This is a genomic window from Shinella sp. OV683 (assembly GCF_057787725.1).
This window is the reverse complement of sequence record NZ_CM173543.1, coordinates 3405702-3428015: the sequence shown is the minus strand read 5'-3', so window position 1 is coordinate 3428015 and position 22314 is coordinate 3405702. Positions and strand designations below refer to the sequence as shown.

Annotated in this window: 21 protein-coding genes; 16 read left to right on the top strand and 5 right to left on the bottom strand. The window is 61.0% G+C overall.

All coding sequences use genetic code 11. The features are described 5' to 3' along the window. The first annotated feature begins 259 nt into the window (after positions 1-259). From ACXHRN_RS16610 to ACXHRN_RS16565, 10 genes are all read left to right on the top strand, one after another. The gene (locus tag ACXHRN_RS16610) at positions 260-1087 is read left to right on the top strand and encodes a uracil-DNA glycosylase family protein (RefSeq protein ID WP_488641928.1); all 828 of its coding nucleotides are present in this window, start codon (positions 260-262) and stop codon (positions 1085-1087) included. Positions 1088-1089: 2 nt separating this feature from the next. Then, positions 1090-2712: a GMC family oxidoreductase gene (locus tag ACXHRN_RS16605; RefSeq protein ID WP_488637416.1), complete on the top strand. Its 1623-nt coding sequence runs from the start codon at positions 1090-1092 to the stop codon at positions 2710-2712. 12 nt (positions 2713-2724) lie between these two features. Next, on the top strand, positions 2725-3045 hold the full coding sequence (locus ACXHRN_RS16600; protein WP_488637415.1) for an NIPSNAP family protein: 321 nt from the start codon (positions 2725-2727) through the stop codon (positions 3043-3045). 128 nt (positions 3046-3173) lie between these two features. After that, a complete protein-coding gene (locus tag ACXHRN_RS16595) occupies positions 3174-4196 on the top strand; it encodes a BMP family ABC transporter substrate-binding protein (protein WP_488641927.1) in 1023 nt (340 codons plus the stop codon). A 177-nt stretch (positions 4197-4373) separates the two neighbouring features. Next, positions 4374-5960: an ABC transporter ATP-binding protein gene (locus tag ACXHRN_RS16590; protein WP_488637414.1), complete on the top strand. Its 1587-nt coding sequence runs from the start codon at positions 4374-4376 to the stop codon at positions 5958-5960. Then, entirely contained in the window at positions 5957-6994 is a 1038-nt protein-coding gene (locus ACXHRN_RS16585) for an ABC transporter permease (RefSeq protein ID WP_488637413.1), read from the top strand. Before ACXHRN_RS16590 ends, ACXHRN_RS16585 begins: the two co-directional genes overlap by 4 nt. Continuing rightward, positions 6991-7884: an ABC transporter permease gene (locus ACXHRN_RS16580; RefSeq protein ID WP_488637412.1), complete on the top strand. Its 894-nt coding sequence runs from the start codon at positions 6991-6993 to the stop codon at positions 7882-7884. Before ACXHRN_RS16585 ends, ACXHRN_RS16580 begins: the two co-directional genes overlap by 4 nt. Positions 7885-7904: 20 nt before the next feature. After that, positions 7905-8336 (top strand): VOC family protein, encoded by a 432-nt coding sequence (locus ACXHRN_RS16575; RefSeq protein ID WP_488637411.1) that lies wholly within the window; start codon positions 7905-7907, stop codon positions 8334-8336. Positions 8337-8532: 196 nt separating this feature from the next. Then, positions 8533-9474, top strand: coding sequence for a nucleoside hydrolase (locus ACXHRN_RS16570; protein ID WP_488637410.1), 942 nt, complete (start codon positions 8533-8535; stop codon positions 9472-9474). Next, positions 9471-10997, top strand: a complete 1527-nt coding sequence (locus ACXHRN_RS16565) for an amidohydrolase family protein (RefSeq protein ID WP_488637409.1) — start codon at positions 9471-9473, stop codon at positions 10995-10997. Before ACXHRN_RS16570 ends, ACXHRN_RS16565 begins: the two co-directional genes overlap by 4 nt. A 12-nt stretch (positions 10998-11009) precedes the next feature. On the opposite strand, the gene mnmC2 is transcribed toward ACXHRN_RS16565, so the two are convergent. Then, complete coding sequence (gene mnmC2 / locus ACXHRN_RS16560; RefSeq protein WP_488637408.1) at positions 11010-11723, bottom strand: tRNA (5-methylaminomethyl-2-thiouridine)(34)-methyltransferase MnmC2; 714 nt, start codon at positions 11721-11723, stop codon at positions 11010-11012. Between mnmC2 and ACXHRN_RS16555 the strand changes: the two genes are divergently transcribed. Then, positions 11722-13077 (top strand): NAD(P)/FAD-dependent oxidoreductase, encoded by a 1356-nt coding sequence (locus tag ACXHRN_RS16555; RefSeq protein WP_488641926.1) that lies wholly within the window; start codon positions 11722-11724, stop codon positions 13075-13077. The two genes, mnmC2 and ACXHRN_RS16555, sit on opposite strands and share 2 nt — an antisense overlap. 205 nt (positions 13078-13282) lie before the next feature. Here ACXHRN_RS16555 and ACXHRN_RS16550 read toward each other — a convergent pair whose 3' ends face one another. Together ACXHRN_RS16550 and ACXHRN_RS16545 are read right to left on the bottom strand one after the other, a co-directional pair. Further along, positions 13283-13567, bottom strand: coding sequence for a hypothetical protein (locus ACXHRN_RS16550; RefSeq protein WP_488637407.1), 285 nt, complete (start codon positions 13565-13567; stop codon positions 13283-13285). A 21-nt stretch (positions 13568-13588) separates the two neighbouring features. Further along, on the bottom strand, positions 13589-13870 hold the full coding sequence (locus ACXHRN_RS16545) for a hypothetical protein (RefSeq protein ID WP_488637406.1): 282 nt from the start codon (positions 13868-13870) through the stop codon (positions 13589-13591). A gap of 176 nt (positions 13871-14046) precedes the next feature. Between ACXHRN_RS16545 and ACXHRN_RS16540 the strand changes: the two genes are divergently transcribed. Further along, complete coding sequence (locus tag ACXHRN_RS16540) at positions 14047-14766, top strand: response regulator transcription factor (protein WP_488637405.1); 720 nt, start codon at positions 14047-14049, stop codon at positions 14764-14766. Then, entirely contained in the window at positions 14763-16169 is a 1407-nt protein-coding gene (locus tag ACXHRN_RS16535) for a sensor histidine kinase (protein WP_488637404.1), read from the top strand. The genes ACXHRN_RS16540 and ACXHRN_RS16535 overlap by 4 nt, the downstream gene beginning before the upstream one ends. A 3-nt stretch (positions 16170-16172) precedes the next feature. Here the strand turns inward: ACXHRN_RS16535 and ACXHRN_RS16530 are convergent, their stop codons facing one another. Together ACXHRN_RS16530 and ACXHRN_RS16525 are read right to left on the bottom strand one after the other, a co-directional pair. After that, the gene (locus ACXHRN_RS16530) at positions 16173-17816 is read right to left on the bottom strand and encodes a calcium-binding protein (protein ID WP_488637403.1); all 1644 of its coding nucleotides are present in this window, start codon (positions 17814-17816) and stop codon (positions 16173-16175) included. 79 nt (positions 17817-17895) lie between these two features. Then, on the bottom strand, positions 17896-19440 hold the full coding sequence (locus ACXHRN_RS16525) for a calcium-binding protein (RefSeq protein ID WP_488637402.1): 1545 nt from the start codon (positions 19438-19440) through the stop codon (positions 17896-17898). Between the two features lie 211 nt (positions 19441-19651). Here ACXHRN_RS16525 and puuE point away from each other — a divergent pair, with 211 nt between their 5' ends. The 3 genes from puuE (at position 19652) to alc (ending at position 22278) form a co-directional block, all read left to right on the top strand. Beyond that, a complete protein-coding gene (gene puuE, locus ACXHRN_RS16520) occupies positions 19652-20572 on the top strand; it encodes an allantoinase PuuE (RefSeq protein WP_488637401.1) in 921 nt (306 codons plus the stop codon). Positions 20573-20759: 187 nt separating this feature from the next. Then, complete coding sequence (gene uraD / locus ACXHRN_RS16515; RefSeq protein ID WP_488637400.1) at positions 20760-21254, top strand: 2-oxo-4-hydroxy-4-carboxy-5-ureidoimidazoline decarboxylase; 495 nt, start codon at positions 20760-20762, stop codon at positions 21252-21254. Position 21255: 1 nt separating this feature from the next. Next, the gene (gene alc, locus ACXHRN_RS16510; RefSeq protein ID WP_488637399.1) at positions 21256-22278 is read left to right on the top strand and encodes an allantoicase; all 1023 of its coding nucleotides are present in this window, start codon (positions 21256-21258) and stop codon (positions 22276-22278) included. The last annotated feature ends 36 nt before the right edge of the window (positions 22279-22314 follow it).

Genomic DNA, 22314 nt, shown 5'->3' with positions numbered 1-22314 from the left:
GTCCTCGCCTCCTTACCGTCATCAACCCCGCGCCATGCAATCGAGCGTGGCACGCCGGTCGTCAAAGCAATTGGCGCGTTTCACGCGGCAATGCAAGCCTCCATCGATTCGAGGAAAGCTGACGTTCCGGTCGAAAAATTTTGACCATTTGGTCACTTTTTCGATTTTCAGAAGTTGACACTTTGGTCAGCTTTTGTCTAGTCTCATCTCAACAAATGAAAACGGGGACGGCGATATGCCGATGCAATTGAGAGAGGCGATGGCGGAGACGCTCGCCGGGTGGGAGGCTGATCTGCCGCATGTCTGGCAGGCAGACCTCGGCCCGGTCGGCGATCATTTCGACCGCGTCGATGCCGATCTCGAATTCGAAGCCTGGGAGCCGATTTTCCCGGCCCGTCGCGGCAAGCATTTTCCCGGCCAGCCCAAGGGCGCACACGCTCTCGCCGCCTTCGACGGCATCACGCCGCATGGCGTCCGTTGCATGATCCTCGGCCAGGATCCGTATCCCGAGCCAGGCTTCGCAACCGGCCGTGCCTTCGAGGCCGGCAATCTTGCGGGCTGGGATGAACTCGACAAGATGTTCTCCAAGAGCATCCGCGCCTACATGCAGTTGATCGTGGCAGCGCGGACCGGCGATGACCGGTTGGCGGCGAGCTTCGACCAATGGCCGGCTGTGCGTGCCATGCTCAATGACCCTGCAATGCACTTCGAATGTCCATCGGCCATCGGCGATCGCTGGGTGGGGCAGGGGGTGTTGCTGCTCAACGCCTCGCTGACGCTGTCGCGCTTCCAGGTCGGCATCGATCCGCACCAGTCTCGCGGCCATCTGCCCTTCTGGCGGCCGTTGATGCTGCGGACGATCGAGATGCTGCTGGCCCGCAATGCGCCCGTCGTCTTCATCGGTTTTGGCGCGGCCGCCGCCGATATCTTCAAGCAAGCCGGGCTTGCGGAAGGCTTGTCTGACGGCACGGGTTGCATCCTGCGCGAACACCCTGCTTTTGCCGACAACGTGTTGGGCAAGCCCAATCCCTTCCTTCTCTGCAACACCTATCTGGAGAGGATGGGCGCATTGCCCATCGCATGGTGACGATGATGAAAGCACCGGAATATGATTTCATCATCGTCGGCGCAGGCTCCGCGGGCTGCGTGCTGGCCAATCGCCTGAGCGCCGACCCGGCCAACAGGGTGCTGTTGCTCGAAGCCGGTGGCAAGGACCGCAATCCACTGTTCCGTCTACCGATGCTGATGGGCAAGCTCTTCCATTCCGGCATCTACAACTGGCACTATCACACCGAGCCCGAGCCCTATCTCAATGGTCGCTCGCTCTACTGGCCGCGCGGCAAGGTGCTGGGCGGCACATCCACCATCAACGGCATGATCTACGTGCGCGGCAACCGCCACGATTATGATCGCTGGTCGCAGCTCGGTCTGCCCGGCTGGTCCTATGACGAGGTGCTGCCGGCTTTCCGCCGCTCGGAAGCCCATGTCCAACGCGATGGCGAGTTCCACAATGTCGGCGGCGAACTGACAGTCTGCCGGGCGCGCGGTAACAATCCCCTGATGGACGTATTCTGCGAGGCGGGCAGCCAGGCCGGCTATCCGCTCAACGACGACTTCAACGGCGCCACCCAGGAAGGTTTTGGCCGCTACGACTTCACCATCAAGAAGGGCAAGCGCTGGTCGACCTCCTGGGCATTCCTCCGGCCGATCCTCGCCCGCAAGAACCTGACGGTGATCACCGGAGCCGAGACCACACGGCTGATCATCGAGAGCGGCCGTGCGACTGGCGTCGAATACCTCAAGGACGGCAATCTCTCCAAGGCATATGCCGCGCGCGACATCGTGCTTTCATCCGGCGTCGTCAATTCTCCCAAGGCGCTGCTGCTTTCAGGCATTGGTCCGGCCGACGAACTCAAGGCATTGGGCATCAATCCAGTCCATGACCTGCCGGGCGTCGGCAAGAACCTGCAGGACCATGTCGATTGCGTCATGAGTTGGGAATGCCGGGAGCCGATCACCCTGTTTGGCGATCTGCGTGCCGACAAGCTGATCCCGTCCGTGGTACAGGGCATGCTGTTCGGTGAAGGCATCACCACCACGTTCCCCTACGAGGCCGGTGCTTTCATCCGTTCCAACGAGGGACTGGTGGCGCCCGATATCCAGCTGCATTTCATGCCGGCTTTGGAAAAGACCGCCAACCTGCACTTCCCCAATCCGTTCAAGAAGGAGGCGGTCGAGGCCAATCACGGTTTCACGCTGCGTGTCGGCCCGGTCAATCCCGCCAGCCGTGGCGAGATCACGCTGCGTTCGAGCAACCCGACCGACAAGCCCAAGATCCAGGCCAATTACCTGCAGGCCGATTTCGACATCCGCACGATGATCGACGGCATCCGGCTGACCCGTGATATCATCAACCAGAAGGCCTTTGACAAATATCGCGGCAAGGAACTCGCCCCCGGCCCGACAGCCATGAACGATGAGGACCTGACCAAGTGGCTACGCGCTACCGCCATGACCACCTTCCATCCCGTCGGCACCGCGAAGATGGGCAACGACCCGATGGCCGTGGTGGATGCGAAGCTCAAGGTTCACGGCATCGAGGGCCTGCGCGTCGCCGATGCCTCTATCATGCCGATCATCTCGAGCGGCAACACCAACGCGCCCGCCATCATGATCGGCGAGAAATGCGCCGAATTCATCCTGAATGCATAAGGGACAGATCCGATGATCCTCGAACACCGCACCTACACGTTCAAGCCCGGCACAACAGACAAGTGGATGAAGAAATACGAAGCCGATGGCCTGCCGGTGCAGAAGAAGCACCTCAACAAGTTCGTCGGGCTCTACGTCTCCGAACTCGGCACGCTGCACACGACGGTGCTGATGTGGGCCTATGACAGCCTTGCCGACCGCGAAGCGCGGCGGGCGGCCATGTATGCCGATCCGGACTGGCAGAAATTCATTTCCGAGGTCTGGGCGCTCGATGCGATCCAGAAGCAGGAGGTGATGATCATGAACCCGGCATCTTATTCCCCGGCTCTTTGAGCAGGAGATATTCTACCCCGCGGCATCCTGGGGGCTGCCGCCGGCCTATAACGACAGACTGACAACAACCAGCAACAGGGAACAAAGCAATGACTGATATCAAGACTGGGACGTCCATCAATTCCGGCATCGATCGCCGCACCTTCCTGCAGGTAAGTGCCGGCACCGCAGCGCTCGGCCTCGCCGCCAACCTGATCCCCAACCTTGCGCATGCCGCAGGCGGGCTCGTGGCACTCGTCCACACCCAGGCCGCCGGCGACAACGGTCCGGTCGATTCCATGATCGGCAAGCTCAAGGAACTGGCAACCGAGAAGGGTTTTGAATACCGCGCCGTCTATGCGCAGGATCCGGCGACCTATGAAACCGTGTTCCGCACGCTCGGCGATGCGGGTGCTGCGATCATCGTCTCGACCTTCAACGAAGTCGCCGAGCCCTTCAAGGCGCTCGCCCCGTCATACCCCAACACCAAGTGGATCCAGCTGTTCGGCGACCCGATCGAGCCGACCATCCCCAACGTCGTCACCGTCTCCTACGATTACTATCTCGGCTGCTACCTCTCCGGCATGTTTGCCGCCAAGGTCTCGAAGTCCGGCAAGATCGGCTATATCGGTGGCGTGTCGCTGCCGCCGCTGAATGCAGACTTCAATGCGCTGAAGGCCGGTGCTCTGTCGGTCAACCCGAAGGCCAGCGTCACCGCCGCTTTCGCTGGCTCGTTCCAGGACCCTGCCAAGGGTCAGGAAATCGCCACCCAGATGTACAATGACGGCATCGAATATATCCAGACGGACTCGGCGGCGACCGATGGCGGCATCATTGCTGCTGCCAACGAGAAGGAAGGCCGCATGGTCAGCGGCATCTCGCCCGCCCAGTACAAGCTGGGTCCGAAATCGGTGATCGCGCTTGTGGCGCTCGATTTCGGCCAGTCGCTCTACAACGAAGTCAGCAGGGCACTTGGCTCCGATTGGAAGGGCGGCCACCAGCCGACCGGCCTCGGCACCGGCGTCATCGATTTCGTCGCATCGCCGGTGTTCGCCGAGCAGGGTCCCGCTGAGCTTTCCGGCAAGGCCAAGGAGATCTGGGCTGAGATTGAAGCTGCCAAGAAGGGCATCATTGACGGCTCTATCAAGGTTGAGTTCAATACCAACCTCTAGCGTAACCCCCCGGATCGAAGATCTCGGGGCCTGGATCGGAGATCCGGGGAAAGGAATTACGCACCACTAAAAACCGGCTACAATCCGCTCTTCTAGGGAGGATTGTCTGCGGTTCGCGGCCTCGTCACTAGCCCTGTTCGGGGCCGCGAACCCATGAATTCCGTTGGGAACCGTTCCATGTCCAATTCCAGTCAGCTCGCTCTGACCTGCCGAGATGTCACCGTCAGATATGGCGAGGTGGTGGCGCTCTCCGATGTCTCGGTGTCGTTTGCGCCCGGCCTGATCCATGCGGTCGTCGGCCAGAATGGAGCCGGCAAGACCACCTTTGCCCGTGTCGCCTCCGGTCTCGTCCAGCCGACGCAAGGGGCGGTGGAGATTTCCGGTCGCGAGATCCGCACCGGCCACGTCAATGACAGCCGCGCCGCGGGCGTCGAACTCGTGCACCAGAGCTTCGCCCTGCCGCCTTCGTTTACGGTCGCCGAGGCAATGGAGTTCGGCTCGACCGGCAAGGGCGGCATCTATTCCAGCAAGGGGCTGGTCGACAAATGGCGCGATCATTTGAAAAGCCTCGACGTACAGGTCGATCTCTCCAGGCGCATCCGCGACCTGCCGGTCGAGACGCAGCAGGGCATCGAAATCGCCCGGGCGCTGGTCACCGATGCCAAGGTGCTGATCCTCGACGAGCCGACGGCGGTGCTGTCGCCCACCGGCATAGAGATGCTGTTTACCTGCGTCCGCAGGCTGAAAGAGCGCGGCGTCACCGTGATTCTCATTCTTCACAAGATCCGCGAAGTGCTTGGAATTGCTGATACAGTGACCGTGCTGCGCGGTGGCAAGCTGATCGATGGTCCCATGGCCTGCGCCGACATCACGGCCGACAAGCTGGCATCGATGATCGTCGGCGAGGCCGCCAAGACTCTCACGCAGGAAGACAAGGATGCGCTGGTCGGCGCCCGAGCCGACCATGGCGACGACGCCGCTGCGACGGCCCGAAATGCCCTGCCGCCAGTGCTGACGCTGAAGTCCGTTTCCACCAAGCCTGACAGCGAGGGGGCGCCGCTCGAAAATGTCGATCTTCAGCTACGCCCCGGCGAAATCCTCGGCATCGCCGGTGTCGAAGGCAATGGCCAGAAGACGCTTGTTCGCACCATCGCCAGCCTTGCCGATCTTTCCTCCGGCAGCGTCACGCTCGCCAGCCGGGATGTCGGCGGGATGTCGCTCGCCGCCCGACGCGCACTTGGCCTGCGCATCATTCCCTTCGAGCGAAATGTCGAGGGGCTGAGCCTGACCAGTTCGCTCTGGGAAAACTGGAGCGCTCGCGAATTGCTTCAGGGGCCGCTCCTGAAGCTGGTCAACCCGTCCTCCATTCGTGCGCTCTGCGACAAGGCACTGAAGAACTGGAGCGTCCACTATCATTCCTCGACGCAGAAGGCCGGTTCGCTGTCCGGCGGCAATGCCCAGAAGGTCATTCTCGCCCGCGAGGTCGATCCGGATGCCAGGGTGATCATCGCCGCCCAGCCGACGCGCGGCCTCGATATCGGCGCCACCGCCTTCGTCTGGCAGTCGCTGCGAGCGGCACGGGACAGGGGAGCCGCGATCCTGCTGATTTCGTCGGACCTCGACGAACTCTTCGATATCTCGGACCGCGTGGTCGTGATGCTCTCGGGCAAGGTGGCAGGCGAATTCACCGCGCCCTACGACATCCAGTCGGTCGGAAGTGCAATGACAGGAGCCAGACAGACCGCCATGGGGGCCGCGCAATGAGAGACCGTATCCTGTCGATTATCCGCAGCCTGATCTTCGTGGTCTTCGCGCTGGTGCTTTGCGCGCTGGTCTTCCAGCTTGCGGGCTACAATGCCGCGCTGATGCTGGGCTCGGTCGCCGACGGCGCCTTCCTGCGGCCGGGAGCCATCGAGCAGAGCCTGCGCTGGGCGCTGCCGCTGTTCATCACCGCAGCCGGCGTCAGCATTTCCTTCCGTGCGGGCTTTTTCAATATCGGCGCGCAGGGCCAGTTCTATGTCGGCGCAATCTTTGCCGCTTTCGCAGCCGAGTGGCTGAAGGGCGGACCCGCCTTCGTCGTCATCCCGGCCTGCTTCATCGCTGGCATGACCGGCGGCGCGCTCTGGGCGCTTTGGCCGGGCCTGCTCAAACTGCGCTCCGGCACCGATGAGGTCATCACCACGCTGATGGGCAATTTCCTCGCCGGCCTGCTGCTGGTCTATGTCACCTCCGGCCCGCTGAAGGATCCTTCCGGCTCCGGCCAGCAGGCCTCCAGCCGGCCGCTCGACGCCGCCTATCGCATCTCCAATTCGCTGGGCCTGTCGCCGACCATCATCGTCATTGCCATCGTCGTCGGCATTGCCATGTGGCTGCTGGTCAATCGCACCGCCTTCGGCGTGCTGGCGAGCCTTGCGGGCCGCAATGGCACTATGGTGCAATGGCAGGGCGCCAAGCTCTGGCAGCTCGGCCTGTCGAGCTTCATCATCTCGGGCGCGCTTGCAGGCCTTGCCGGCACGATCGAACTGATGGGTCCCAACGGCCGCATCGCCTCTGGCTTCCTGCCCACCCATGGCTTCACGGCCATCCTGATTGCGCTGGTTGCGAATCTCTCGGTGGTCGGCACGGCGGTGGCTGCAGTGTTCTTCGGCGGGCTGGCATCGGCGGCGCTCTACCTGCCGATCATGGCCGGTCTGCCGGCGGCGGCGATCGATATCATCAACGCGGCCATCGCGCTGTTCATCACCGCGCGATCCAATTTTGTCGAGAAATTCCTGCGCCTTGGAGGACGTTCCTCATGAACGACATCATCATTGCCATCCTCCGCTCCGGCACTCCGTTGATCTATGTGACGCTCGCGGGCGTTATCGCCCAGCGGGCCGGCGTCTGGAACCTCGGCCTCGAAGGCATCATGATCATTGGTGCCTGCTCGCTGATCCTCGGCATAATGGTCACCAACTCCTTCACGCTGGCGCTGCTGATCGCCATCGTCATGTGCGTGCTGGCCTCGGTGCTGCTGTGGTTCGTCATCGAGAAGCTCAAGGCCAACCCGATCATCGCCGGCCTTGGGCTCACCGGCCTCGGCATTGGCGGCACGGCACTCGCGGTCGAAGCTATCTTCGGCAGCCAGGCGACCGTCAGCGCCCCCTTCGGCGTGCCCAAGCTCGGCCCGGCCTTCGGCTCCTATGGGGTTCTGTCGATCTTCGTCGTTGCCATGCCCTTTGTCGTCTTCGGCATGTGGGTACTCTTGCGCCGCACGCGTTTCGGCCTGCAACTGGCGGCCTGCGGCGAACATCCCTTCGCCGCCCGCAGCGTCGGCGCCAACCCGGCTCGCATGCGGCTGATCGCGCTTGCCATCGGCGGCGTGCTCTGCGCCATCGGCGGGGCGGAACTCGCGGGCGGCAGCCTGCAATTCTTCGCTCAGGGCATGACCTCCGGCCGCGGTTTCATGGCCTTTGCCGCCGTCATTTTTGGCGCAGCACATCCGATCGGCGCGACCTTCGCCGCGCTGTTCTTCGCCGTCGTTGGCGCCATCGGTATCCGAGCGCAGTTGATGTTCGGCGACAAGGTCCCCCACGACCTGCTGCAGGCTTTGCCCTACCTCGCCACCATCTTCGGTGTCTGGCTGAGCGGCAAGCTGCGCGGCGGCACCAAGGCGGCGGGCACTTTCGCCGAGCTCAAGGATCAATAAGCATTCAGGGAAGAGACATCATGAAATTCGCCCAAGTCCATCCGATCCAGGATGTCTGCATCCTCGTGACCGACCTCGAGAAATCGATCACGTTCTACACCGAGAAGCTTGGTTTTGAGCTCAAGCACCGGGCGCCCGGCTTTGCTGATTTCACCGGCGCCGGCCTGACGCTGGCACTCTGGGATCGGACACATATCGAGAAACACGCCGACGTGCGCATAAAGCCGGGATCGGCCTCGGCGGTGCTGATCGCTGTCAAGCTCGATAATCCCGCCGCGATCGACGCAAGCTATGACGCATTGCGCAAGGAGGGGGTTACCTTCGTCAACCCTCCGGCCGACTATCCCTGGAATTCGCGCTGCCTGTACTTCTACGGGCCTGACGGCGAGACATGGGAGCTTTATGCGTGGCTCGAAGGCGGCGCACCGGGCAAGGTGGAGGCTGCGGCGTGAGCAGCACATGTGCGATCCAATGCAGGGCCGGTAGGCGAGCCAAGCTCTCCCTCTTCTCCCCACCGGGGAGAAGTGCCGAGCATAGCGAGGCGATGAGGGGGCGCCGCGCACTGGATGGCCCCCTCATCCGGCGCTACGCGCCACCTTCTCCCCGCTGGGGAGAAGAGGGAGGAAGCGGCAAGATTGGAGTACTCAAATGACTCAGCGAAAACTGATCATCCTCACTGATCCCGGCCAGGACCAGGCGGCCGCGATCCTGATGATTCTAGGCCAGCCCAGTCATTTCGACGTGCTGGGGCTGGTGGCGACGGCGGGCAACATCAATCTAGACCACACCATTACCAATTGCCTGAAGCTGATGGAACTGGCCGCCCGCCCGGACATCCCCGTCTTCGCCGGCTGCCCGCAGCCGATCCTGCGGCCGCTTGTCATGGCCGAACATGTGCACGGCCCGACCGGCCTCGACGGCCCCGACCTGCCGGAACCAAAGATCAAACTCCAGGAGAAACACGGCGTCGATTTCATCATCGACACGGTCCGCGCCCATCCCGGCGAGATCACCATCTGCTCGCTGTCACCGCTGACCAATCTCGCCGTCGCGGTCCGCAAGGCGCCGGATATTGCTGAAAAGATCGTCGATGTTGTCGCCATGCTCGGCGCCTATTTCGAGGTCGGCAACATTACCCCATCGGCCGAGTTCAACTGCTATGTCGATCCCGAAGCCGCCGATATCGTGCTCAGGTCCGGCATCAAGACCACGCTGCTTCCTCTTGATGTGACTCATCAAATGCGCTCGACGCGAACGCGCCTTCAAGCGATGCGCGAACTCGGCAATCGCTGCGGCATCGCAACCGCCGAGATGCTTGAATTCTCCGAAGCCTTCGACCTCAAGAAATACGGCTGGGAAGGCGCGCCGTTGCACGGCCCCTGCGTGCCGGCCTTCATGATGGCGCCGGAAATCTTCTCCGGCCGCCAGATCAACGTGTCGGTGGAACTCAACGGCACACTGACATCAGGCATGACGGTGGCTGACTGGTGGCAGATCACCGATCGGCCGAAGAACGTCTTCTACGTCAGGGATGGCGACCATAACGCCTATTATCATCTGCTGATCCAATCGCTTGGGAACCTGCCATGACCGAAATTCTCATCCGTGGCGCGAAGATCCTCGCCGTCGATGCCGAGCACGGCACCGAGCCCTTCGACGGCGATATCCTGATAGAGGGTGCCATCATCAAGGCTATCGGCCAGAACCTCGTCGCGGCGCCGGATGCCGAGATCATCGAAGGGCGCGGCAAGCTGGTCATGCCGGGCCTCGTCAATTCCCACACCCATTCCAGCGAGACGTTCTTCAGAGGCCGCTATCAGGGCATGCCGCTGGAAATCTGGCTGCTCTATGCCTATCCGCTACTGATGAATGGGGCGATCGGCGAGCGGCTGCTCTATCTCCGCAGCCTGCTGCTGGCGATGGAGTCGCTCCGCAACGGCGTCACCACCTTCTGCGACGATTTCTTCGATCCTCCCAAGCACGATCTCGACCGGCTGGGCGTGGTCTTTCGCGCCTATGACGACGCCGGCATCCGCGCCAACATCTCCAGCGCCGTGATGAACATCCACACGCTCGATGCGCTGCCCTTTGCCCGCGAAGTGATGCCGCAGAACCTGCAGGACCAGCTCGATTTCGGTCCGCCGATCACAGCCGATGCCTATGTCGATTACTGTAAGTCGGCATTTTCCAGCCTGCACGGCAAATCCGGCCGGCTGAACTTTATGATCGCCCCATCGGCGCCGCAGCGCTGCAGCCGCGACCTGATGCTCGCCTGCATGGATCTCGCCGTCGATCGTGGCGTGCCGTTCCACACCCACGTGCTGGAAACCAAGACCCAGGCCGTGACCGGCCACGAACTCTACGGCAAGAGCCTCGTTGCCTATATGAACGACCTCGGCCTGTTGAAGCGCAACACGACCTTCGCCCACTCCGTCTGGGTCAGCGACGACGATATGCGCCTGATGGGTGAGGCTGATATGTCGATCGCCCACAATGCCGTCTCCAACCAGAAGCTCGGCGCCGGTATCTCTCCCATCCGCCGGTTGCTGGACGCCGGGGTCACGGTCGGCCTCGGCACCGATGGCGTCTGCTCCAACGATACGTCGCGTATCTTCGACGTCATGCGCGTCGCCGGCCTGATCCACAGTGTCTCGGGTCCGGATTGCACCAAATGGGTGACCTCGGAAGAGATCCTCCGCATGGCGACCATTGGTGGTGCCCGCACTGCGATGCTGGAGCATGTGACCGGCTCGCTGGAAGTCGGCAAGGCGGCCGACCTGCTGATCCTCAATCTCAACAGCTATTCCTTCATGCCACTCAACGATGTCGCCAAGCATCTCGTCTATTCGGAAAACGGCTCCTCGATCGAGACGGTGATGGTGGCCGGCAGGATCGTGATGCAGGGCGGCAAGCTCACGACCGTTAACGAGGACGATATCTTCGCCGAAATCAATGAACTCGTCCCCGCCCATCTCGCCGAACATGCCGAGCTTGAAAAGCGCAACGCGGTGTTCGAGCCCGTCATGGCCGAGATCCACCGCCGCTCCGTCATGCAGGATATTGGCCTCAACCGATACCAGGGCGACCTGCCTGCCTGGCCGGGCAAGAACTGATGCGGAGCGCGCTCAATCCGGCCTGACGCCGCACAGCATCTCGCGCTTGCCGGCAAAGCCCGGTCGCCGCTCGACGGCAAAACCCGTCGCAACGAGGTTGCGGCGGACAAACCCGGCCGCGGCATAGGTGGCGAAGGAGCCGCCCTGCCGTGTATGGTCATGTACTTCCTGCAGAATGTCCGGCGACCACATCGCCGGATTGCGCGATGGCGCAAAGCCATCGAGATACCAAGCGTCGAAGGTGGTGTCGCTCGAAGCGAGACTGGTGAGCGCGTCGCCACAGATGACGCTGAGCGTCACGTCCTCGGCCAGTTGCAAATGCACCACGCCGGTGGGCTCGTCCGGCCATGCAGCGACCAGCGCCTGCCGCTCCGCGTCGATCTCGGGCCAGCGGGAGAGGGCCTTGTCGATGCTTGTGCGATCCATGGGGTAGAGTTCGAAAGAGATGAAGTGGAGGGTTGGTGTTGAGGCCCTCGCCGCAGGTCTCAAGTCTTTCCACACCCGCCAGGTCTCGCAGAAATTCAACCCCGTCCCAAAGCCCAACTCGCCGATGACAAATGCGCCCGCGCCCCACCGCTCAGGCAGGCCATTGCCGGCAAGAAACACGTGGCCGCATTCGGCGCGCCCGTCCTCGCGGCAATAAAAATGATCGCCAAACGCGGTCGAATAGGGCATATCGCCGTCGATCCATTCCAGCGTCGGTTTTTGAGAAGTGTCGGTGTCCATGCGCTCAGGCGATAGTTTGCTTTCCGCCTCCGGTCAATTGTCCGCCGACATCCTCGTGGTCGGCGGCGGCATCATGGGCCTCTGGGGGGCGGTCAAGGCAGCCAACGCCGGGCTCTCGGTCATCCTCATCGACCGACAGGAAATCGGCTCGGGCGCCAGCGGCGGCGTGCTGGGCGCGCTGTTTCCGTGGATGCCGGATCGCTGGGACGCCAAGAAGCAGTTCCAGTACGAGGCGCTCACCAGCCTGCCGGTAGAACTCGCCGCACTGGAGGCCGAAACGGGCCTCTGCGCCAATTTCCGACGTTCCGGCCGCATCATCCCGCTGCCGAAACCGCATCTCGCCGTCATCGCCCGCCGCCACGAAGCCGACGCGCTGAACAACTGGCATCAGGGCGACAACCGCTTCTTCTGGCATGTGCGGGAGACGCCGGCGGTCGCCGATTACCTCGCGCCGGAATTCGGCGAGGGCGGCTATGTCGAGGACACGCTGGCCGCGCGCTGCGAGCCGCGCGCGCTGATCGCGGTGTTGAAGGCGTCGCTGGCGATGCAATCGAATGTGCGGGTGATCGAGCATGCGGCGCTGGTGGCGCTGGATGCGGCGAAGGGCAGGGCGGAGATTGCAGCGGCGGCCCCCTCATCCGACCCTTCGGGCCACCTTCTCCCCGCGGGGGAGAAGAGGGAGCGGGCGGCGGCGGCAGAGACCTCCTCTCCCCAGCGGGGAGAGGGTGGCGCGCATGCGCCGGGTGAGGGGGCGCCGCAATCTCGGAACATCGCCTTCTCCCGTATCCTCATCGCCGCAGGTGTCGAAAGCTTCCCGATCCTCCAGTCGCTGCTGCCGCCGATGAAAAAGCCGATCGGCCAGGGCGTCAAGGGCCAGGCAGCCCTGTTCCGGGCCGATATCGATCCGGCATGGCCAGTGGCATTCCTTGATGGCATCTACATCGTGCCGCATGAGGGCGGCCGCGTCGCGGTGGGGTCGACCAGCGAAAACCTCTATGCCGATCCGCTTTCGACCGATCATCACCTCGACCATGTCATCGAAAAGGCCCGTACCCTGGTTCCCGCACTTCGCAATGCCGAGGTCATTGAACGCTGGGCCGGCATCCGCCCCAAGGCGATCGAGCGCGATCCGCTGATCGGCCCGCTCCCGGGCCATCCGAATGTCATCTCCCTGACCGGCGGCTTCAAGATCTCCTTCGGCATGGCCCACCGCCTCGCCGAGCGCGCCGTGGATTTTGCGATGGACCGCGGCCCACAAGACCTGCCCGAGAATTTTACGCTGCAGGGGCAGGTGACGCGGCAGGCGCCGGACGCAGAAAGCTCCGGAGATTTCCCGCCGGAGCTTTCTCACTGATCACACGAGCCGCGACGGTTCATTCGTCGGGCAAAATAAAGCATGCTGCGGAAAAGTGTACTGCGGTTTTGCGCGCTAGAGCGCGACAAGCAAATCCGGAGGGGCGGGCTCGCTTTAGCGCGCAGGCGGCACCACATGGCTGGGTGCCGCCTGCCAGAGGATCGGCCTGTGACGTGGCCGATGCTCTCAAGAAGCCGGCAAGGGGTTAGTTGGCAGCCGGCTTCACGGGGGTCTTGTCAGTCGCAGCCTTGACCGGCTCCTTCTTGGCGGAGGTCTTGGTGACAGTGCTCTTCTTGTGGTGCTTGACGACCTTGTGGTGAACCGGGCATTTCTTGTCCTTAGACGGCGTGCAGGTCGGCTTTTTCACCATGGAGGTCTTGGCCGGTGCAGCCTTGGTGGTGGAAGCCATTGCCGGAGCCAGCGGTGCCATGGCAATGGCTGTGCCGAGTGCCAGCGAAGCTGCGAGAGCGAGCGAGGAGAAAATCTTCATGGTCGTGTCCTTCGGTTGATATCAATCTTTGGGAAGGGCAGGCTGGCTGCCCATGATCTTCAATGCCTTGGCGTAGGTCCTGAGCCCCTGCGCGGTCTTGCCTTTCGTGCAAAGCGAACGCGCCTTGTCCGAAAGTGTGCCGACGCTTTTCGGGGCCGGCTGCCTGGATTTCTGCACGACGCCGGACAATTGCTCGTCCAGCGTCAGGCATCGTTTCTGGCCGATCGTCGCCCCCATAGAGGGAGAAGCAACAAGCATCGACGCCAGGGCAAGGGCGACAGCACCACCGAACTTTTTGGCCACTCGTGACATATCTTCCAATTCCGGTCGTGAATCGCTGCCCGACACCGTTCTAGGCCGCGAAAGTCTCAGGCGCGTTTCGGCTTTTCGCAGATTTGTTGCAGCGATGTTTCTGAATGTAACACTTGCTTTTTGAGGGACTTGGCGGTCTATTCCCGGCAAAAAGCCGGAGACGGAAAATGGCCGGATCGCCTTCCAGACTGCTGATCGTGGACGATGATCGGGAGATCTGCCAACTCATCGTCCTCTACTTCGAGAAGCACGGCTTCGAGGTCATCTCGGCCTATTCCGCACGCGAGATGAACCGCATGCTGGCGGCCCATCCCATCGATCTTGTGCTGCTGGACGTCATGCTGCCCGATGCCAGCGGGCTCGATCTCTGCCGCGAAATCCGCCAGACCACCGAGATCCCGATCATCATGCTGACCGCCGTCAGCGATCTTGCCGATCGCGTCGCCGGGCTGGAGATCGGCGCCGACGACTATGTCGCAAAGCCCTTCGAGCCGCGCGAGTTGCTGGCCCGCGTCCGCGCCGTCATCCGCAGGCGGGCACAGGCGCATCCCGCCGAAACGGCCAAGGCGAGCGAGATTTACCTGCTCGACGGCTGGACGCTCGATATCCAGCGGCGGCGCTTCGTCAGCCCCAATGACGTGCTGATCAGCCTGACCTATGCCGAGTTTGAGTTGCTGACGATCCTCTCGCGCAACGCCAATCGGCCGCTGACCCGGGGCCGTATCCTCGAACTGGTCTCGGGCATCGGCTCGGATGTCTATGACCGCAGTGTCGACGTGCTGGTCAGCCGCCTGCGCCGCAAGCTCGAAAACGCCGCCTGTCCGCTCAACATCGCCAGCATCCGCAATGTCGGCTATGCGCTGCAGGCCGAGGTCGAGCGGCGATGACACGCTTCTTTCCACGGTCGCTGCCGGCCTGGATCCTGATCATCGTCGTTGCCGCCGTCATCTCCTTCCAGGTCGCGACCTTGCTGGTTGCCTCTCATTCAGTGGCCGACAATCTGCGCACCGCCGATCTCTTCCGGCTGGCCGAACGGATATCGGGCGTGGCGCGGGCATTGTCGGGCCAGACCAAGGAAAATCGGGCCGAACTGGTTGCAGGCCTGCAATCGGCTTTCGTCGCCGTCAGTATCGACAATGTGCCCGCCGTGCCCAATATCATCGCCGAAGACGACGAGATGGCCGAGCTCGAAGACATCCTGACGGCCAAGCTGGCGACCAGCGGTGTCAACGATCTCCGCATTGCCGAATATGACACCGACAAGCTGGCCAAGGGCCCCGGCCTGCTGTTGCGCGGCGAGAGCGAGGAGGGCATCGAGGCCGAACTTGCCCGCGAATCCCAGCGCTTCGGGGCCGCGGGTTATTTTGCCGCCTCGATGAAGATGGCCGATGCCGGCTGGATCAATTTCGTCGTCAAGAAGACGCCGGACACGATGCCGCTGACGCCGCGCAACCTCTATGTCTATGTACTGGTCGCCGCCGTGCCGCTGCTGATCACCGTCTGGGCCGTCAGCCAGCTCGTCTGGCCCTACCGCCGGCTGGAGCGCGCCGTCCGAAAGCTGGGCGAGGACCTCAATACGCCGGAAATTCCCGAGCGCGGCAGCTATGAAGTCCGCGCCGTCATCCGCGCCATCAATGCCATGCAGGCCCGCCTGAAGGATCATCTGTCGGAACGCGAGCACCTGGCCGCAGCCCTTGCCCATGACCTGCGCACGCCGCTGACGCGGATGAAGATCCGCTGCGAACTCTCCAAGAGCGCCACCGTGCAGCTGGTGCGGCAGGACATCCGCGAGATCGAGCGGATCGTCAATTCGGTGCTGGAATTTTCGCGTGCGGGCGCATCGAGCGGCCCGCTTGAAAAGGTCGAGCTGACCTCGCTGGTCCAGGACGTCTGCGACAATTTCCCCGAGGCAACCTATCGCCTGTCGCCCTCCGGCCAACGCCAGCCGGCCGTCGTGCGCGCCAACGCGACGTTCCTGTCACGCGCCGTCACCAACCTGGTGGAAAATGCCGTGCGCCACGGCGGCTCGGCCGAAGTCTCCGTAAACCTCTCGGACGACTGGGCGTCCGTTATCGTCGAGGACAACGGCAAGGGCATCCCGCCCGAAGAACTCGCCAATGTCATCAAACCCTTCTACCGGGTGGAAAGCTCCCGCAACCGCGACACCGGCGGCACGGGGCTGGGCCTGGCCATATCAGACAACGTCGCCCGCGGTTTGGGCGGGAGGCTGGAGCTAGCCAATAGGGAGGGCGGCGGACTGAAGGCGGAATTGGTGCTGCCTGTGGCGTGAGGATCAGAAGATGAAGTTGATATCCGACAAATTCCCCAGATACTTCGCATTGGTATGCAAATCGATCACAGTGTCGCCGAAGCTTACGAGTCCATCATCGGACAGGTGCGCCTTGAAGTCGCTGATGTTGTTGATGATCTTCGACTTTGAGAAGTCCAGGATGTCCGTCTCGCGACCGTTGTTTGTAAAATCCATTATCCCATCATGTCCCGCATGATCATTGAAGACAAAGGTGTCATTGCCACGGTCGCCTCGTACCTTGTCGTCTAATTTGGTTCCGATGAATGTGTCATCGCCGCGTCCAAGATCTATGCCCTGCCACTCCCGATCTACACGCGTGCGCGACAGGTCAACGGTATCGTTTTGGCTGGAACCGAAGAAACTGACCTTGCCCTGAACAGATTGAGGTTTGAAGACACCCCCTTCGGAAAGGGTTATCGAAATGCGCCTTTCCACGCTGCTTATCTCCGGAATGTCGTTGAGCAGCCTAGGCGATGCGATGATGCCTGCGGACTTCCAGATGTCCACATCGATACGCGCGCTGTCGAGGATTTCGCCGGTGAACTGGAGAATGTCCTTACCGGCCCCGCCAACAATCGTCAAATTACCGCCCAGATCGTAGGAGAGTTGAAAGAGATCGTTGCCCGCGCCACCGTGCCATTCGCCGTTAAGTCCAGATTTCCGACCGAAGCTACTGCCAATGATCAGATCGTCGCCCGCGCCACCGAAGACAGTACTGAAACCTCCTTCACCGACGGTGATCTCATCATCGCCGCCGCCGCCAAAAGCCAGGTTGGTTCCTGTCCCGGATTGTGCCGTATGATCTAGGTTTTCAACAAATATTTTATCATTGCCCCCACCTCCGAAAATCGTGTCGTCGCCGATACCGGCGTAAAGCTTGTTGTCAGCCGAATTCCCCTTGAGAATGTCGTCGCCATCGCCGCCATTAAGTTCGATGCTGTTCACAGCCCGGGAGAAATTCAGGACGTCATCGGAGTCAGAACCCGTTATCGTGCCGTGAAAACTCGCGTCGAAGAGCGTCGCATTAATGTTCGTGGCGTTCGTGAGATAAATGACGGATTTTTGACCCTCATACGAGGAGATACGGGTGATGGTCTCCAACATCTCTGCGGCCAACGTGACGGAATGATTGACCTGGAGTTCTTCTATGCTGTCGAAGGTGACTCTCTGGAGTGAGCCAAAAATGACGACCGTGTCGAGCCCTTCTCCGCCTACGAGGTCGGCGCTATCCGTATAGCCAAAACGCCGGCCAAGAACAAAAGTATCGTTGCCGGTGCCGCCATCAGCCTGTACGTCACCGGTAATCACGATCTTGTCGTTTCCCTCGCCGCCGAACACGGTATCGTGTTCGCCATACGACGCTCGGCTGCGGATAATATCGTCGCCATCGTCGCCAGACAGAAAATCGCCCCCCAGGTTGTCGTTGATAACGTCGTCGCCTTCGCCACCATAGATCGACAGGTGCTGAAAGAACCAGTCACCTATCGGATTTATGGTGTCGTTTCCCCCCAAGCCGTACAAAATCACTTGCTCGTAAATCCCACCCTCCGAATCAGCGAAAGTGTCAAAGACGATGTTGTCGTCGTCGTTTGTGCCGGTAATGGTATTTTCGTCCTTGGTGAACATGAGGCCCTCAAAATTATATATGTTGGTGATTTTGCCTGAACTATTCTTGTGATAAATATTTTATACTTATTCGATCTGCCTAGAACACGAAGGCGCTCTCCTCGAGATTGTTGACTTTAATGTGATAAAGCTCAATCTCTGCGCTGTGAAACTGGATCACCAACCGGTCTCCGTCGCTGGACATCTCGACGTGATGGTCGATCATGTCGTCGAAATCCTTGATCGATTTGACGGCAGACAAATCAATGATATCCCGATCCCTGCCGATACTGTCGTAATCGACGATCGTGGTCTTGCCTGCGCCATCCCCAAACACGAAAGTGTCGCGTCCTCCCTGACCCGCCAAGATACTGTACCCCTTGCCCGCGGTCAGCACATCGTTGCCATCGCCGCCCGAAATTCTCCACGTGTTGTGGCTGGCCCTCATGTCAATGTGATCCACGCGACCGGAGCCGACGATAGTTCCCTTGAGTGGTTCTTCGGATGCCGCATTCCATGTGAAATGGCCTCCCGATGAAAAAACAAACTGCAGGTTTTTTCGGACCGCGACGAATTGGTCGAAACTATCGAGAACATCTGCGTCGGCCGTGATCGAGTTTACACCCCATCCAATTCTCGCAATCTCAATGTCTTTGACCACGATGTTGGATATGTCCCGGCCCAAAACGATTTCGTCGGTCCCCTGTCCGCCGAGAAAGTGACTTGCAGTCGTCGGGTAAAAGCGGAAATCCTTGAAGAGGTCGTTTCCCGCGCCACCGGATACGATCTTGAAATCCTTTTTGCCATCTTCCCAAAACCCGCCACTGGTCGCCGATCCACTCAAGAGGTCGTCGCCGTCCCCACCGCGAATGACATCATCTCCAATCGCTGAGAAAATGCGGTCGTTTCCATTGCCGCCGTAAAGCGTATCGTTCCCCCTGCCTCCGAACAGAAGATCGTTGCCTTCACCACCATCGAGAAAGTCATTGCCCACGCTGCCGTCAAGGGTGTCGCGGCCACTGCCTGTAATGACGGTGTCATTGCCCGCGCCTAATTTGGCGCCGATTCTGGCGTTGCTCTCGGAAATATCGAAAACGTCGTCGAATCTGCTGCCCGAGATCCCAAAGTTGCCGCCGAGAAATGTCACATCGATGACGTTGGCTTGCTTTGAAAAAATAAGGGACCTTCTGGACGACTTGCTGTCCGAGCTGACGAAATCAACGGTGCTGAGATCGAAGTGCCCGATGTAGAGTTCCGGGCTGTACACCACGAGTTTTTCTATTCCTGTGAATTCCAATTGATCGAGAGTTGGATAAAACGCATCCAATTGCAGGGTGTCAAACCCTTCGCCGCCGTCGATCTTATCGTGGCCATCGCCGTAGTTGATGATGTCGTCTCCGCTGCCGCCGTTGAGCGTATCGTCAACATATGAGTCAAAGAGACGATCATTTCCATCCTCCCCAAACAGCTGCACGCCAAAATTGCCGATAATGGCTTCGTCTACGCTCGGCCTGCCGGACAGCACGTCGTTGCCGCCGCCTGCGTAGATAATGTTGTAAACGGATAAGCCGCCGTTTTCCTCGTGCACTACCTTTACAGTGAGTTCGTTCGCTTCCTCGTCCCCCTGAATGATGAAACCCGACATTCTGGACCGTCTCCCTTTTGTGCTAATTCTCTTAGTTGCAATAGCGCCATTCTACATTGCGGATTTGATGGCAGTTGTGAAACTGTTAAGCAAGTGGTGGCGAGAACAAAAGTAGTGGCTGAACTGTATGAGATCTGCGAACACCCACCCTCGACAAACCCATTTCCCCCTTCTAGTTTTGCCTGAAAACAAAATCCGAAGGTGAACCCGCATGCTCGATCTCCAGACCCCTCGCGATCTCATCGGCTATGGCGCCAACATCCCCGATCCGAAATGGCCGGGCGGCGCCAAGATCGCCGTGCAGTTCGTCGTCAACTACGAGGAGGGCGGCGAGAGTTGCATTCTCGATGGCGATGCCGCCTCGGAAAACCTGCTGTCGGAGATCGTCGGTGCGGCGCCTTGGCCCGGCCAGCGCAATCTCAACATGGAGAGCATCTACGAGTACGGCTCGCGCGCCGGCTTCTGGCGTCTGCACCGGATGTTCACCGAGCTCAACGTTCCCGTCACCGTCTATGGCGTGACGCTGGCCATGGCGCGCAATCCGGATGCCGTGGCGGCCATGAACGAGGCCGGCTGGGAGATTGCCAGCCACGGCTATCGCTGGCTGGAATACAAGGATTTCTCCGAAGAGGAGGAGCGCAAGCACATCCTCGAGGCGGTGCGGCTGCACACCGAGGTCGCCGGCACGCGACCGCTCGGCATGTATCAGGGCAAGCCGTCCAGCAACACGCTGAAGCTGGTGATGGAGGAGGGTGGCTTCCTCTATTCCTCCGACAACTATTCCGACGACCTGCCGTTCTGGGTGCCCGGGCTGGATGGCAAGCCGTTTTTGATCATCCCCTACACGCTGGAAACCAACGACATGCGTTTTGCCACCCCGCAAGGCTTCAACACCGGCGACCAGTTCTTCACCTATCTCAAGGATGCCTTCGACACGCTCTATGAGGAAGGCAAGCAAGGTGCGCCGAAGATGATGTCGGTGGGCTTGCACTGCCGCCTCGTCGGCCGCCCCGGCCGCGCCGCCAGCCTGCGCCGCTTCATCGAATATGTGCTGAAGCACGACAAGGTCTGGGTGCCGAAACGCATTGATATTGCCCGGCACTGGCACGAGCATCACAAGCCGCAAGTGTAGATTTCGAAGGCGAGCGTTTCTCACAAGGCCGCGAATCTCGATATCCTGCCGGCGCCACATTTTGCACAGCCGAAGAGGTGTCTGCCGACGCAGGTGCAGCATCAAATCCGGCTCGACAATCCAGCTTGCGGGCGCTACTGCTTTTGTCAAAATCGAGCAGATTTCGAGGCAGGCCAGGAGCAGTTTAGTGGAAAAATCGGAGTTTCTGTCGCGTTTTGGCGGCGTTTTCGAACATTCCGCCTGGATTGCCGACCGTGCCTGGCAAAAAGGCGGGCTGCCCGACACGCTCGACGCCGAGGTGGTCCATCACCATCTCGCCGAACAGTTCCGCGCGGCTTCCGAAGACGAACGGCTGGGGGTTCTGCGCGCCCATCCCGATCTCGCCGGCAAGCTTGCCGTGTCGGGCGATTTGACCGAGGACAGCCGCAAGGAGCAGGCGGGCGCCGGGTTGAGCCAACTCACCGAGACTGAGTTTGCCCGTTTCACCGATCTCAATACCCGTTACCAGACGAAGTTCGGCTTCCCGTTCATTATCGCGGTCAAGGGTCTGGGCAAGGCCGAGATCCTGCACGCGTTTGAGAACCGCATCCACCACAGCCGCCAGGTCGAGTTCGACACCGCTTGCCACGAGGTCGAAAAGATCGCCAGCCTGCGCCTCAATGCCATGACATACGGAGAATAGCATGTTCGGAACCGATGAACGCCCCGGCTTTGCCGCCGGCACCGTCAACCTCGCCTCTGCCCGCCTAGGCGCCAAAGGCATCTTCTCGACGGACGAGTTTTTCGCGCCGCTGTCGCGCATGCTGTCGGATGAATTGCCGCTCTGGGAAGCCACCCGCTATGACGACAACGGCAAATACATGGACGGCTGGGAAAGCCGCCGCAAGCGTGTCGCGGGCCACGACTGGGCGGTGGTCAAGCTCGCCATGCCGGGTCGCATCCACGGTGTCGATATCGATACGCACTGGTTCACTGGCAACTATCCGCCCTTCGGCTCGGTCGATGCCGCCTTTTCGCCGGACGGCGATCCCGATCCCAGCGACGATGCCGCCTGGACCGAGATCCTGGCAAAGTCGCCGCTTGGCGCCTCCGCCCATCATTTCTTCGAAAATGCCGACAAATCCAGGGTCTGGACGCATATCCGCCTGCACATCTATCCGGATGGCGGCGTCGCGCGCTTGCGGGTCTACGGCACTGCGGATTTCGACTGGACCAAGGTGAGGCCCGATCAGGAAATCGACCTCGCATACATCTTCCACGGCGCCAAATCACTGGCCTGGTCGGACGCCCACTATGGACATCCCGACAAGATGCTGGAGCCCGGTCGCGGCGAAAACATGGGATCGGGGTGGGAAACCAAGCGCCGCCGTGGTCCCGGCCACGACTGGGCGATCATCCGCCTTGGCCATGCCGGCACGATCCGGCGCATCGAGGTCGACACCCATTTCTACAAGGGCAATTTCCCCGACACCTGCGAGCTCCTGGGCGCCAACCTGCCCGGACTGGGCGACACGCTGTCCGAGGCGGAAATCGCCGCATCCGAGAACTGGAAGCCCCTTCTTGGTCGCAAGAAACTGCAAGCCGATCATATTCACCACTATGGCGCGGACGATATCGCCGATATCGGCCCGATCACCCATGTCCGCTACGGCATGTTCCCCGACGGCGGCACGATGCGGCTGAGATTGTATGGCGTGAAGGGGTAGCTTCTCGGCTGTTTTCTTATTTGTTCACGGCACCGG